This is a genomic window from Azospirillum oryzae (assembly GCF_008364795.1).
GTDB classification, from domain to species: Bacteria; Pseudomonadota; Alphaproteobacteria; order Azospirillales; family Azospirillaceae; genus Azospirillum; species Azospirillum oryzae.
The window spans coordinates 149,171-161,636 of record NZ_VTTM01000011.1 but is presented as its reverse complement, the minus strand read 5'-3'; the positions used below and the strand labels follow the sequence as shown (position 1 = coordinate 161,636).

Annotated in this window: 14 protein-coding genes; 2 read left to right on the top strand and 12 right to left on the bottom strand. The window is 67.3% G+C overall.

The genetic code is table 11. From position 1 onward, the window contains the following. Positions 1 to 2: 2 nt before the first annotated feature. From FZ938_RS24505 to FZ938_RS24465, 9 genes are all read right to left on the bottom strand, one after another. The gene (locus FZ938_RS24505) at positions 3 to 1,076 is read right to left on the bottom strand and encodes a hydrogenase small subunit (RefSeq protein WP_174757009.1); all 1,074 of its coding nucleotides are present in this window, start codon (positions 1,074 to 1,076) and stop codon (positions 3 to 5) included. Between the two features lie 192 nt (positions 1,077 to 1,268). Then, a complete protein-coding gene (locus FZ938_RS24500) occupies positions 1,269 to 1,817 on the bottom strand; it encodes a HupE/UreJ family protein (RefSeq protein WP_149201022.1) in 549 nt (182 codons plus the stop codon). A 53-nt stretch (positions 1,818 to 1,870) separates the two neighbouring features. After that, positions 1,871 to 3,358 (bottom strand): sigma-54-dependent transcriptional regulator, encoded by a 1,488-nt coding sequence (locus FZ938_RS24495; protein WP_149201021.1) that lies wholly within the window; start codon positions 3,356 to 3,358, stop codon positions 1,871 to 1,873. Positions 3,359 to 3,374: 16 nt separating this feature from the next. Further along, entirely contained in the window at positions 3,375 to 3,716 is a 342-nt protein-coding gene (gene hypA / locus FZ938_RS24490; RefSeq protein ID WP_149201020.1) for a hydrogenase maturation nickel metallochaperone HypA, read from the bottom strand. Next, on the bottom strand, positions 3,709 to 4,545 hold the full coding sequence (locus tag FZ938_RS24485) for a [NiFe]-hydrogenase assembly chaperone HybE (RefSeq protein ID WP_149201019.1): 837 nt from the start codon (positions 4,543 to 4,545) through the stop codon (positions 3,709 to 3,711). Before FZ938_RS24485 ends, hypA begins: the two co-directional genes overlap by 8 nt. After that, positions 4,542 to 5,411: a hydrogenase expression/formation protein gene (locus FZ938_RS24480; protein ID WP_149201018.1), complete on the bottom strand. Its 870-nt coding sequence runs from the start codon at positions 5,409 to 5,411 to the stop codon at positions 4,542 to 4,544. The genes FZ938_RS24485 and FZ938_RS24480 overlap by 4 nt, the downstream gene beginning before the upstream one ends. Continuing rightward, positions 5,408 to 5,851 (bottom strand): thioredoxin domain-containing protein, encoded by a 444-nt coding sequence (locus FZ938_RS24475; protein ID WP_149201017.1) that lies wholly within the window; start codon positions 5,849 to 5,851, stop codon positions 5,408 to 5,410. Before FZ938_RS24475 ends, FZ938_RS24480 begins: the two co-directional genes overlap by 4 nt. Before the next feature lie 5 nt (positions 5,852 to 5,856). Then, a complete protein-coding gene (locus FZ938_RS24470) occupies positions 5,857 to 6,168 on the bottom strand; it encodes a HypC/HybG/HupF family hydrogenase formation chaperone (RefSeq protein ID WP_149201016.1) in 312 nt (103 codons plus the stop codon). Positions 6,169 to 6,183: 15 nt separating this feature from the next. Further along, positions 6,184 to 6,810, bottom strand: coding sequence for a HyaD/HybD family hydrogenase maturation endopeptidase (locus FZ938_RS24465; RefSeq protein ID WP_149201015.1), 627 nt, complete (start codon positions 6,808 to 6,810; stop codon positions 6,184 to 6,186). Positions 6,811 to 7,199: 389 nt separating this feature from the next. Between FZ938_RS24465 and FZ938_RS24460 the strand changes: the two genes are divergently transcribed. Together FZ938_RS24460 and FZ938_RS24455 are read left to right on the top strand one after the other, a co-directional pair. Then, positions 7,200 to 7,841, top strand: coding sequence for an NlpC/P60 family protein (locus FZ938_RS24460; RefSeq protein WP_174757011.1), 642 nt, complete (start codon positions 7,200 to 7,202; stop codon positions 7,839 to 7,841). Between the two features lie 19 nt (positions 7,842 to 7,860). Continuing rightward, positions 7,861 to 8,331, top strand: coding sequence for a hypothetical protein (locus FZ938_RS24455; protein ID WP_149201013.1), 471 nt, complete (start codon positions 7,861 to 7,863; stop codon positions 8,329 to 8,331). Between the two features lie 257 nt (positions 8,332 to 8,588). Here the strand turns inward: FZ938_RS24455 and FZ938_RS24450 are convergent, their stop codons facing one another. The 3 genes from FZ938_RS24450 to FZ938_RS24440 are packed head-to-tail and all read right to left on the bottom strand — an operon-like array spanning position 8,589 to position 12,455. After that, positions 8,589 to 10,052 carry a nickel-dependent hydrogenase large subunit gene (locus tag FZ938_RS24450; RefSeq protein WP_149201012.1) on the bottom strand — a complete coding sequence of 488 codons (1,464 nt, stop codon included), beginning with the start codon at positions 10,050 to 10,052 and terminating at the stop codon, positions 8,589 to 8,591. A gap of 4 nt (positions 10,053 to 10,056) precedes the next feature. Continuing rightward, entirely contained in the window at positions 10,057 to 11,067 is a 1,011-nt protein-coding gene (locus FZ938_RS24445; protein WP_149201011.1) for an NADH-quinone oxidoreductase subunit B family protein, read from the bottom strand. Continuing rightward, on the bottom strand, positions 11,064 to 12,455 hold the full coding sequence (locus FZ938_RS24440; protein WP_149201010.1) for a sensor histidine kinase: 1,392 nt from the start codon (positions 12,453 to 12,455) through the stop codon (positions 11,064 to 11,066). Before FZ938_RS24440 ends, FZ938_RS24445 begins: the two co-directional genes overlap by 4 nt. Positions 12,456 to 12,466: the final 11 nt, after the last annotated feature.

Here is a 12,466-nt window from a genome sequence, read left to right as displayed (position 1 = left end):
GGTCAGACGTCTCCCTTGTGCTGCGCGCGCTTCAGGGCGCTGACGGCCGCGTGGGCGGCGATGATGCTGCCGACGCCGATGGCGGCGGTGGTGCCGATCTGGTCGGCGTTGGCCTCGATCCCAAACTGGAGAATGTCGGACTGGCGGGCGTACCAGGACCCCTTGTCCCAGAAGCCGTCCTCCGAGCAGCCGATGCAGCCGTGGCCGGACTGGATGGGGAAGCTGGTGCCCTCGTTCCAGCGGACGGTGGAACAGGCGTTGTAGGTGGTCGGACCCTTGCAGCCGACCTTGTAGAGGCAATAGCCCTTGCGCGCGCCCTCGTCGTCGAAGGATTCCACGAACTGGCCGGCGTCGAAATGCGGCCGGCGATAGCATTTGTCGTGGATGCGCTGGCTGTAGAACATCTTCGGCCGGCCCTGGCGGTCCAGTTCCGGAATGCGGTCGAAGGTCAGCATGTAGGTGATGACGCCGGTCATTACCTCGGCGATCGGCGGGCAGCCGGGCACCTTGATGATCGGCTTGTCGGTGATGACCTCATGCACCGGGGTGGCGCGGGTCGGGTTCGGGCGCGCCGCCTGGACGCAGCCAAAGGAGGCGCAGGAGCCCCAGGAGATGATCGCCTTGGCGTCCTTGGCGACCTTGCGCAGCTGGTCGGTGAAGGGCTTGCCGCCGACGATGCAGGACATGCCGTCCTGGTTCAGCGGCGGATTTCCTTCCACCGCCAGGATGTAGTTGCCCTTGTACTTCTCCATCACCTCGTCGAGGATCGCCTCGGCATGGTGGCCGGCCGACGCCATCAGCGTGTCGTCGTAATCCAGCGAGATCATCGACAGCACGACGTCCTTCACCAGCGGATGCGCCGAGCGGATGAAGGATTCGGAGCAGCAGGTGCATTCCAGCCCGTGCAGCCACAGCACCGGGGTGCGCGGCTTGGTTTCCATGGCGTGGACGATCTGCGGTACCAGCTCCGGTCCGAGGCCGAGTGCCGCCGCGGTCAGCGAGCAGTATTTCAGGAACGAACGGCGTGTGATCCCCTGCCGCCGCATCACCTCGTAGAAGGTTTCCAGCGTTGCCATCGGTTTGTTTTCTCCCGTCGGGCGGCACCGGCGTGCGAGGATCCGGTGCGCTTCTCCGCGGGCCATAGGCAACAATCGTGCCGTAGTACGAACATTGGGCAAACCAACGGTCACAAAGCTGTAGGCGCCTCTGCCGCTGGCAACTCCCCGGCCGAAACGACGGCCGGGGTGGAAGGTGAGTTGCCGGTGGGGTCAGGCCGTCCGGCCTTCCTCTTCCGGCCGGCCGATCAGGCGATGGATCGCGTAGCCAATCGCCACGCCGGCCGCATGCAGCCCGGCGGTGCTGGCGAGGAAGCCGGCGGCATAGCCCAGCGCCGCAGCATCGGCCGGCATCTCCGCCCAATGGGCGAAGCCGTGGAACAGGCCGAATCCGGCGGCGAAGACGCCGCCGATCAGGCTGTTGCGCGACATCGGCATGACGCACAGCAGGGCCAGCACCACGGTCGAGGCGTAAATGGTCGGCTCGACGAGCGGCAACTCGCCGCCGGTCAGCGCGAACAGGCCACCGGCAAGCATGGCGGCCAGAAACGCGCCCGGCACCGCCAGCACGGCACGCCCGCCGATGGTGGCGCCATAGACGCCAACGGTGACCATGGCGATCAGGTGGTCGAGCCCGCCCAGCGGATGCGCGGCGCCGTCGAGAAAGCCGGCACCGGCGAGGTGGCCGGGATGGGCAAGGGCAGGGGTGGCGGCAAGCGCGATGGCCGCAGAGACGGCGGCAATGCGAGTGATCTTCGACATATCGAACGGCTCCTCGGGGTTCTTGTGGTTTTGGTGAATGGAAAAACGCGGCATCAATGCCGCTGCGCCGGGCCGCGCTCGATGCCGTAGCGTTCCAGCTTTGCCCGCAGGCCCATGCGCGACAGGCCAAGCTCGTCGGCAGCCTTGCTCTTGTTCCAACGGCAGCGGACCAGTGTTTCCATCAGGATGCCGGCCTCCACCCGCTCGATCCGCGACTTCAGTGGCCCGCCCTGGCCGATCAGGTCGAGCGGCGGCAGCGGTCCGTCCTCCGGCGAGGCCGGGCGGGCGTTCAGCGCCGCACCGCGCAGCACGTGGTCGGACAGCAGGTCGGCCCCCAGCGTGTCGCCCTCGCACAGCACCAGCATGCGCATGATCTCGTTCTGCAACTCCCGCACATTGCCGGGCCAGCCATAGGCTTCCAGGCAGGCCAGCGTGTCGGGGGTGAAGCCGGCGACAGGCTTGCCATGGGCGGCGGACAGCCGGTCCAGGATGTGGTGGGCGAGCACCGGGATATCGTCCGGCCGGTCGCGCAAGGGCGGCATGGTCAGCGTCATGGTGCTGAGCCGGTAATAGAGATCCTCGCGGAAGCGGCCGGCCTTCACCTCGGCGGTCAGGTCGCGGTGGGTGGCGGCGACGACGCGGACATCGACCCGCCGCGTCTCGTTGGACCCCACCGGCCGGATCTCGCCCTCCTGCAGGAAGCGCAGCAGCCGGACCTGGAAGGCCGGGCTGATGTCGCCGATCTCGTCGAGGAAGATGGTGCCGCCGTCCGCCTGTTCCAGCAGGCCGACACGGTTGGTGTGGGCACCGGTGAAGGCACCCTTCTTGTGGCCGAACAGTTCGCTTTCCAGCAGTTCGTCCGGAATGGCGCCGCAATTCTCGCAGTAGAAGGGCTGGTCGGACCGCGGGCTGCCGTAATGGATGGCGCGGGCCAGCAGCTCCTTGCCGGTGCCGGTCTCGCCCAGCACCAGAACCGGGACGTTGAATCCGGCCACCCGCTCCGCTTGCCGGCAGACCTCCTCGACCGGGCTGCCCTCGGCACGGATCAGGCCGTCGAAGCGATAGGACTGGCGCACCCGGTCCCGCTTGGTCGCCACCCGGGTTTCGGCCAGCGGCGGCAGCAGCTTCAACTCGCTGGTCAGCCGGTCATGCTCGCGCTGGAGCTGGTACAGTTTCGCGGCGTTGCGGGCGGTCAGCAGCAGATGGTCGGGGTGCCAGGGCTTGGTGATGAACTGGTGGATGCCGGCGGTGTTGATGGCGCCGATGATGTCCTCGGGGTCGATATAGCCGGTGATGACGATGCGCACCACGTCGGGCCAACGTTCGCGCACCTGGGTCAGGAACTCCACGCCGCTGACCTCCGGCATCCGCTGGTCGGAGAAGACCACCTGGATCCATTCGGTTTCCAGCAGGCGCAGGGCGTCCTCCGCCGACAGGGCGGTGAAGACCTCGAACTCTTCATCCAGCAGGCGGGCGATGACCTCGACGGAGCGCGGCTCGTCATCCACCACCAGGATGCCGGGGCGGGCGGGATCGGTCATCGCGCCGGGTCCTTTCTCATTCGACCTCAAGATCCTTGATCGTCATTTCGGTGCCGCCGTTGGGGTGCAGCCGGCTGCCGCCGCAGTGTGGGCAGGGCGACAGCCGGTCGTCCAGATCCACCGTGTCGTTGCAGTCGAAGCACCAGCCGCGGCCCGGCACCTCCAGCACCACCAGTTCCGCCCCGTCGGCCAGGGACCCGCGCGTCACCACGTCGAAGCCGAAGCGCAGCGCCTCAACCTCCACCCCGGCAAAGCGGCCGATCTCCAGCCGGATCCTGGTCACGCGGCTGAAGCCGTTTGCCCGCCCGGCCTCCTCCATCGCCTGGAGCAGGCTTTCGCAGAGCGCCATCTCATGCATCGGCAGCCTCTGCGGACCCCATGCCGAGCAGCGCCCGGCGCGACGGGCGCACCGGGTCGGCCTGGACCGGCACGGAATCGGGCGGCGGGGCCAGTTCCTCCTCGCGCCGGCGGCGGATTTCGGCGGTTTGGGCGCCGTCTTCGCGGATGGAGGGGTCGAAGAGGGAGACCAGAGCCGCCGAGGCCGTTTCGGTCGCCTGGAGCATGGAAGCGAATTCGAACATCGGTGAGAACAGCGAGCAGGCCTTGTAGGCGCCGACGCCCTTGCGGTTGGCATGGACGAATTCATAGCGGCCGGACGGGAACTCGATCAGCTCCTTCGCGCCCGGCACCAACTCCGACCACTCGTCGCCTTCACCGGGCAGCAGGACGAGGTTCAGGAACCATGGCGTCACCAGCGCGCCGAGCCAGCGCTCGCCATGGCGGCGGAAGCCCACGGCCTTCACCGCCAGCGCATCGTTGACGATGGGCAGGCCGCGCATCTGCGCGGTGTGGACCTCGCGGAACGCCGCTTCCAGTCGGGCGATGGTCTCGGTCGGCAGGGCAGGGCCGGCATCCGCCAACGGGACCGCAGCCGTCGCCGCCGCTTCGGTCGTCACAAGCTCGCCATCCAGCGCCATGAACTGGTCGCGGGCGCCATCGCAGACCGGGCAGCGCCAATGGTCGGGCAGGGCGGCAAAGCCCGTGCCGGGCGGCACCTGCCAGTGCTCGCAGCCCTGTGCCGGGTCGTAGACATGCCAGCAGATCTTGCATTCCATCCGGGTGGCCGCGCCGATGCGCGTGGCGTCGCCGAGATAGGTGCCCTCGAAGCGGGAGGCGCCGGCGCTCATCGCGCCCGCTCCAGATCGGTCGCCAGCGCGTCGAGGATCTCGGCCAGCCGTTCGGCGCTGTCGGCAATGTCCTCCGCCGCGGCGCAGACCACCGCCGGCACGTCGACGATCTCCACCGTATCGAGGATCAGCGTGTCGACCGAGTTGTAATAGCGCACCCACCAGACATTCGGCGTCGCGGTTGCGGTGACGCGGCAATTGCCGTAGCCGCGCGACAGAATGGTGGTGGCCCCCACACCCAGCCGCTGCTCGACGAAGGCCAGATCCTCCGGCGTGTGGGGAAGCAGGCTGAAATTCACCGCATGGGGCGCATCGCCGCGGCGCCAGGCGGCGCTGCGGTCCAGCAATTCGGTCAGGATCGGCTGGCCGTTCATCAGTCCGGCCGGCGCCGGCCCGTTGACCACAGGTGCCACGGCGGTGAAGGCGCGGTTCAGCGCCACCCGCGGGAAGGCGCCAATCAGCAGGCTTTCGCGCACGGCCCCGTCACCGAAGCCACGCACGCGCCAGACGCCGGCCAGGGAAGCCTCCTGAATCTCCAGCCGATCGCCGGCCCGCTGCACCATGACCGCGACTTCGCCCTCGCCCAGCGCCTCGTCGACCAGGGCCAGCACCGGGGCGTCGAGATCATCGACCGGGATGCGGATTTCCTCGCCGGCGGTCCAGTTGACCAGCCCCTCGTGGATGCGGGTCAGCACGGCACGGGCGGCGGCGGCGCGGGCGGGATCGGCGACCTCCGGCAGGTGCGGTTCATAGACGCGCATGCCCGACGGCATCGGCAGATATTCCAGCCCTTCCTCGGTCGCGTCGGGCTGGCTGCCAGGGCCGAAGCCGACCGGCGGATGGGTCATGCCGAACATGGAGTTCATGCCGCACCGCCTTCCGAAGCGCCTTCCAGAATCTCGCCGATCCGCTGGAGATAATCGTCCCAGTCGCGCACGCGCGGGATGCTGCCCAGCAGCCGGTCGCCGCGCAGGAAGACCAGTGCCGGCAGGCTCATCATGCCGGTCAGGGCCAGGATCGCACGCTCCGCCGCTTCGCCGGCCACCGCCGGGGTCAGGCGCGGGTGCAGGGCACGGACCAGTTCCGGCAGGATGACGGCAACGTCGGCGGTCTCCGCATTGCCCTTGCCATGGCCGGGGAGGAAGACCACCCATTCCTTGACCGGCCAATCCTTGCCCAAATCGTCCAGCCAGGGCCGGTCGTCGGCATGGTCGAGACGCAGATAGCCATGGACATCGGTCAGCAGATCGACCAGCGGCGGCAGGGGGAGCCGCGGCTTGGCGAGCGGCGGGGCAAGGTCGGTCATGGGCGTCAGGCCTCCGTCAGGCCGGCCGCGCGGGCCGCCTCCAGGTGGGGGGGAAGGGTCGGTTCGCGGTCGGTCAGGTCGGCGAAGGCGCTGTCGAGCCGTTCCCCGTCCAGCGCCGCGGCCATCGCGGCCAGCGCGTCGAGGATCCGGGCTGCCTCCTCCGGTTCCAGCAGGCGGCGCGCCGCGCCCAGGAAGCCGAGCACCCAGTCGCCGGGACCGGCATCGGGGACCAGCGACAGGTCGATGAGCGAGCCATCCTCCGTCCGTCCGGCGACGCCGTCGACATGGGTCAGGCGCAGGGGAATGCCGATGCACATGGCCGGGCGCTCCGCTCAGGTCTCAGGGGCGGACAGCGCCGCCAGAATGCGGGCGTCGCCGATGCGGCAGGCGTCCTCGGCGCTCGGGCGCCCACCCTCGTAGGCGTCGCGGGCGATGGCCGGGGCGGCGATGTCGGCGGCGGCGTCTCGGGGCGTGCCCTCCACGCCGAACTCGTCGCGCAGAAGAGTCAGGATGACGTCGATGGTGGGGGCGACCTGCGTGGCGACGGTGTCGGTCAGGCCGCCGCCGTAATCCTCCAGGCATTCCGGCTGGACACCGACCAGGATCAGTTTTTGCGGGCAGCGGCCGAGGAACATGGCGCTCGCCAGCACCTCCTGAAAGCCGGTCTGGTGCAGGCTCATCTTCTTGGCGCCGAGGAAGGCCGGCACGTCGTCGCCATGGAACACCCGGCGGGTGCCGGGCGGCAGGCCATAGTCGATGGCGTCGACCACGATCAACGCATCGGCGGATTCCAGATGCGGCAGCAGGTACAGCCCCTGGGTTCCGCCATCCATCAGGGTGACGTTGTCGGGAAAGCGCCAATCGGCCGCCAGACGTTCCACCGTGCGGACACCGAATCCCTCGTCGGCCCACAGGATGTTGCCGATGCCCAACACCAGGATATGGCCATCGCCAGACATTATCCGGTCGCTCCCCAAAGGCCTCATTTTCGTCGCGGATTGCCGCTTATCCATGCGTACTACAATTTTCGTGCCAATCGGGGATAGCTTCCCAACCCCTTGCAGAGGGCCAGTTGGATCACGCTGGCTGTTTGGCAGATCAGCGATTGTGGATATAAACATTACAGATGGAACCTGAGCTGGCTACTAACTTGCCAGTCTGGATGGTTTGCTGCCGCTTCGTGAAAAGTCCGTCGAATGGAGGTCGGGGAAGATCATTCCGTGTTCAAATTCTGCGCACGCACGAGTTGTGCAGCTGTTGACCGAAGCTGCTTGCCAGCGTATCACTTTTCCATCTATGGACTGATCGGTGCGTGGTGGCCATGCCTGTCGGAATGTCGAAGGACCAGGTGAAACAGCTTCAGGCGAAGCTGAACGGCACATTGCGGCCCTCACCCAACCTGAAGGTGGACGGCCTTTTCGGACCACGTACACGCACAGCCCTGGAAGCATTGCAAAGGTTGCAATCGAGGGCGCTCGGCAACAATCCGGGCACGCTGATCACAGCCGGCCCATCGCCTGCCTCTCAACAGGCCTACGACCATGGAGCGGAGGCTCCGGCATGGATGGCCATCGCCGAGAGCGAACTTGGTCAGCATGAAATTGCCGGCAGCCGGCACAATCCCCGCATTCTGGTCTACCATGCGACGACCTCGCTGGCTGCCACGAGCGACGAGGTCGCCTGGTGCTCATCCTTCGTGAATTGGGTCATGCGCCAGGCCGGCCATGTCGGAACCAACAGTGCCGCTGCGGCAAGTTGGATGAACTGGGGAAAATCGACCGATCCACGATATGGTGCCATAACCGTCATCAAGAAGAACGGAGCCGGGCATGACGCCAGAACCGGATCGACCAGCGGATTCCATGTTGGTTTCTTCCTGCGCTCCGACGGCACTCACTTTGAACTGCTCGGCGGCAATCAAAGCGACTCGGTCAAGGTCTCCCGCTTCTCCCATGGCGGATACACGATCCGGGCCTATCGCTGGCCGTAATCTCCCGCTCGGAGCGATCATGATCCGTCGGCCCTGCCTGGTCGCAGTACTCACGGCATTCGTGGTTATCAGCGGAGCGTCACCGTCACCGGCTCAGACTGCGCCGACGGCCAGTGCGGGGCAACCGTCGGATTTCTTCCGCGCACAATGGCCGGCATTGCGGAATGCTCTGCTGTCCGGCAACAATGAGCAGTTGGCGGCACTGACCCGCGTGCCGCTGGAGGTGCGGGGCGTCGACGACAGCATCCCAATTCGAAAAATCACCGAGGATAAGCTTGCTCTCGTGATCGATCAGGTGCTTTCGCAAGACAGCGGCACCTCGCTGCGGGAACGTGTCACCAACCGCACATTGGTCGAAAGGCTTTCGGATATCGACCGAACGACCCGAGCGGTCAGCATGACCGACAAAGTTTCCCGCGTCGGACCCTTTCAGTTCCAGAAGATGGGACCGGGTTGGAAGCTCGTCAGGGTGTATCTGGAGGAAGACTGAAGCGCGTGCGATTGTTCGCGCCGGTCGAACGGTGAAATCAGGATCCGTGTGTTTATCCCGGCCCCACGCGGGATTAGATCTCTTCCATCAGGGCGGACAGCTTGCCGCCCGATGGAGGTTCAAATGGCACGCATGGTTTCGCTTCTGATGTTCGTCGGCGTCATGTCCTACGCGGCGTTCATCGTCTCCTGACGATCATCCTATGACGTCGCTTCAGCATTCCATTCCAACACCTTGCACGGACGTGTATTTTCCTCTCAATGAACCGTACACACCATGCAGGGGTCGAAGGACCGGACGATGTGCTGCACCGACAGCGGCGTACGCTCCCCCTCCCGCACCGGGGCGCCGACCAGGGCCTGCTCCAGCGGACCGGGCACCTCATTGAGGTCGCGGGGTGAGAAGTTCCAAGTGGTCGGGGCAATGATCTGATAGCCGGCGATACGCCCGCGCTCCACCCGCAGCCAGTGTCCCAACGCTCCCCGCGCCGCTTCCGTCAATCCCACCGCCTGGGCGCTGTCCGGCATCTCCGCCGCCGCGCACCAGGGGGCGGCAGGATCGATGGCGCGCAGCCAGCCTTCCATCGCGTCGGTGGTGCGAGCCAATTCCAGAAGGCGGGCGACGACGCGGCTGCGCACCGATCCGCCATCCTGCGCCACCAGCGCCCGGATCAGCGGATGGCCGTCCACCAACTGCCGGGCAATTGCGCCGGTCTCGTAGGGCAGTCCGGCAAGCCGCGGCGCCTTGCACCAGCTATACCCGGTTTCGTCCATCCCGTCCGGCACGGTCGAGCCGGCGAAGGGTGGGTGAGGGCGGTCCTGCCCGGCCATGCGGCTGAAGCGGTGATGCTCCGCCACCTGATCCGGATCGAAGGGAGCGTCCTGTCCGTCGGCGAAGGTGCCGCGGCGGTACAGATGTCCGCCCTCCATGCCGGCATAGGCACCGTGACTGAGGAAGCGGCCATAGGCGCGGCCGAGATGCCCGAGATCCAGATCGTCGGCGATCTCCAGGAACAGGCGGAAGTCCCCGGCGGGGCCGGAAATCCGCCAGCGCTCCAAATCCTCCGGTGCGCCAAGCGCCAGCACGCGCTCCAGCGGCGCGCCGAACAGGCTGTCTTCCAAAAAGCGCCGGAAACTGCGGACGGTCGCGAGCAGTCGCACCCGGTCGCGCGCGTCCACCGCGCGCGTGACGCCGCCGGGCTGGAGCGTCAGGGTGTGGGGCCACTTGCCGCCCAGAATGCCCAGCACATGGAACAGCTCCGCCCGCGCCGATGTGGCGCCGCGCACGGCGCTGCCCTGCGCGGCCTTGAATCGCGCCTCAGCCCGCTCGAACCAGGGTCGCCCTTCATAGGCGGGCCGGGCGAAGTCGGGCATGAAGAACAGGTGGAAATGGGTCAGATGGTCGGCGACATTCTCCGTTGCCGTCATCAGATTGCTGGCGAGCTGGCCGTTGCGCGGCACCTCCACCCCCATGACCCCGGCCAGCGCCAGCGCCGCCGCATGACTTTGCGAAACCGAGCAGATGCCGCAGATGCGCGGCGCCACCACAAGCGCATCCATCGGGTCGCGGCCCTCCAGAATGCGCTCGAACCCGCGGAACAGCGGCGAATTCACATAGGCGGCAGAGACACTTGCGCCGGAAATCTCAAGTCTGACCTCAAGATCGCCCTCCACACGGTTGAAAGGACCGACGATCAGGCGGCGTTTGGGCTCTTCGCTCACCGGGTCAGCCTTTCCGGGTGGGGCGGACGGTGGGGGCGACGACGATGCGGTCGGCGGCGGCATTGCGGCGCACCCGCTCCGGCGTCGCCGCCTTGGCGAGAGATGCCAGTGCCACGAACCACGCCTTGGGCATGTCGGTGGGCAGGCCGATGGGAATGCCGGCAAATTTCGGCGTCTGCTGGAACGGGTGCCCCGGCTCCTCGAACCCCGGCGCGGTGCAGTTGATGCAGGCATAGCCGCCGCGGGTGCAGGATCCCTCGCCGTTCCACAGGCGGGTGTTGCAGTCCGCATGCGCCTGGGTGCCGAGACAGCCCATATGCTCCATCAGGCAGCCGAGATCGGACGGTTTTTCGGCACTGGCCTTGTACTCGTAATACTCGTTGCGCGGGCAGCCATGGTGGACCAGATGGTCGGCGTAGAAGCACGGGCGCTGGTAGACGTCCAGGTCCCCGGCGGCGAGCGCCTCTTCGGCCAGCAGCATCAGCGTCTCGGTCACCCAGTTCGGATGGGTCGGGCAGCCGGCGACATTGACCACCGGCAGGCCGCCGCGCGCCCGGAACTCCGCGCCCAGGGCGCCGCCGCGCTGCGTGCCCTCATACTGCAGGCCGCAGGCATCGGCGATGTTCTCGCCCCCCGCGGTGATGCCCCCGAAGGCCGCACAGGTGCCGACGGCGACCACTGTGCCGGCGACGGCGGCCAGATCGCGCGCCCAGTCGATGGTCGCCCGCCCGGTCCCCGCCAGCACATGGAAACGTCCGGTGCCGTTCGGCCCGCGCAGAAGCGATCCCTCCACGCACAGCACGTCCAGCGGTTCGGCCCCCGACAGGATGCGCTCGAACAGATCCACCGCCTCGGCCCCGCTTTCCTCCGACAGGCTTGGGTGCCAGAGCAGACGGATGCCGGCGGTCTCCAGCAGAGTGAGCAGGTCCGGGGATTCGGCGCAGAGCAGCGACATGGTGCAGCCGCCGCAACCGCCCGATTGCAGCCACAGCACCGATAGCGGACGCGCCCTCATCTTGCGGCTCCTTCCGGATCCTTGGCCGGATCCTTGGCCCGACCCTTGGCCCGGCCCCCCGCGGCCGGCAGGGTGAGGGTGAACAGCGCCCCGCCATCCGGATGGTTCGCGGCGGCCAGTTCGCCGCCATGGTCGCGCACCAGCTGATAGCTGATTGACAGGCCGAGCCCGGTGCCCTTGCCGACCGGCTTGGTGGTGAAGAAGGGATCGAAAACACGGCCGACGATCGCGTCGGGAATGCCGTGTCCGGTGTCGCGGATGGTGACGACGACCGTTCCCTCCTCCTCCCGTCCGTGCAGTTCCAGCCGCTTGACCGGCGCGCCGGCCATGGCGTCGATGGCGTTCTGGACCAGATTCATGGCGACCTGATGCAGGTGGCCGGGATGGCCGGCGATGTCCAGCGTGTCGGGCAGGTCGAAGACGACGGTCAGGTCCGGCATCTGCGCCTTGGCCACCCAGGTAACGGCGGAGCGCAGAAGTGCCGTCAGATCAAAGCGTTCCGAGGCGTGCTTCTGTTCGGATGAGAAGCGGCGAAGCTCCGCCACGATGTCGCGCACCCGCTCGGTCCCTTCCAGCATACCGTCCAGCGTCGCCGCGGCGTCGGCGCGGGCACGGTCGATGCGCAGTTCCTTGCGCAGGCAGGCCAGCTCCGCCGGCGCGGCCCCCTCGTGAACGCGGTCGAGATAGGCGGTCATGCGGTCGACATAGCGGCGCATGGCATGGGCATTGCCATAGACGAAGGAGATCGGATTGTTCAATTCATGGGCCACGCCGGCGACCAGACGGCCGAGCGAGGCCATCTTTTCCGAATGGACGAGCTGCTGCTGGGTCTGCTTCAGCCCTTCATGGGCGGCGGCGAGGTCGCGGTAGGCGCGGCGCAGCTCGCCGACCGGCCGACCGACCAGAACCAGCCCGATGGCGTGGCCGCGCTGGTCGTAGCGCACCGTGCTGTTGACCGCGATGGGGAAGGGACCGGCCGGCCCGCGGAGCGATAGCTCGACATCGCTGACCTCCTCGCGCTGAAGGGCGGCGCTGCACAAGCGGGCGAAGGCGGGATGGAAGGAGGGTTCAAGGAAATCGCGCAACGGCTGCCCGGTCAGCTCACGCCCGGCACAGCCCAGCGCCCGTTCGGCCGCCGGGTTGGTCTGCTCGATCCGGCCGTCGCGGTCGCAGGCGATCAGAACGTCGGTCATGGAGCCGAGGACGCTGGCGATGAAGGCCTGCGCCTCCTCCAGCTCGGCATTCTTGCGTTCCAGTTCCACCTGCTGCGTCACGAGATTGGCATAGGTCTCGTCCATCTTCCGGATCACTTCGATCCAGGCGCTCTCTGCGTCGGCATCGGGCATCATGCCGGGCATGGAAAATGGCTGCGACAGCGGGGCGGTCATGGCGCGCAGAC

Excerpts from the sequence above, each read along its gene's own strand:
- FZ938_RS24445 (WP_149201011.1), bottom strand. The coding sequence starts at position 11,067 with ATGAGGGCGCGTCCGCTATCGGTGCTGTGGCTGCAATCGGGCGGTTGC.
- FZ938_RS24485 (WP_149201019.1), bottom strand. The coding sequence starts at position 4,545 with ATGAGCGCCGGCGCCTCCCGCTTCGAGGGCACCTATCTCGGCGACGCC.
- FZ938_RS24465 (WP_149201015.1), bottom strand. The coding sequence starts at position 6,810 with ATGTCTGGCGATGGCCATATCCTGGTGTTGGGCATCGGCAACATCCTG.
- FZ938_RS24455 (WP_149201013.1), top strand. The coding sequence starts at position 7,861 with ATGATCCGTCGGCCCTGCCTGGTCGCAGTACTCACGGCATTCGTGGTT.
- FZ938_RS24500 (WP_149201022.1), bottom strand. The coding sequence starts at position 1,817 with ATGTCGAAGATCACTCGCATTGCCGCCGTCTCTGCGGCCATCGCGCTT.
- FZ938_RS24495 (WP_149201021.1), bottom strand. The coding sequence starts at position 3,358 with ATGACCGATCCCGCCCGCCCCGGCATCCTGGTGGTGGATGACGAGCCG.
- FZ938_RS24475 (WP_149201017.1), bottom strand. The coding sequence starts at position 5,851 with ATGACCGACCTTGCCCCGCCGCTCGCCAAGCCGCGGCTCCCCCTGCCG.
- FZ938_RS24470 (WP_149201016.1), bottom strand. The coding sequence starts at position 6,168 with ATGTGCATCGGCATTCCCCTGCGCCTGACCCATGTCGACGGCGTCGCC.
- FZ938_RS24440 (WP_149201010.1), bottom strand. The coding sequence starts at position 12,455 with ATGACCGCCCCGCTGTCGCAGCCATTTTCCATGCCCGGCATGATGCCC.
- hypA (WP_149201020.1), bottom strand. The coding sequence starts at position 3,716 with ATGCATGAGATGGCGCTCTGCGAAAGCCTGCTCCAGGCGATGGAGGAG.
- FZ938_RS24505 (WP_174757009.1), bottom strand. The coding sequence starts at position 1,076 with ATGGCAACGCTGGAAACCTTCTACGAGGTGATGCGGCGGCAGGGGATC.
- FZ938_RS24480 (WP_149201018.1), bottom strand. The coding sequence starts at position 5,411 with ATGAACTCCATGTTCGGCATGACCCATCCGCCGGTCGGCTTCGGCCCT.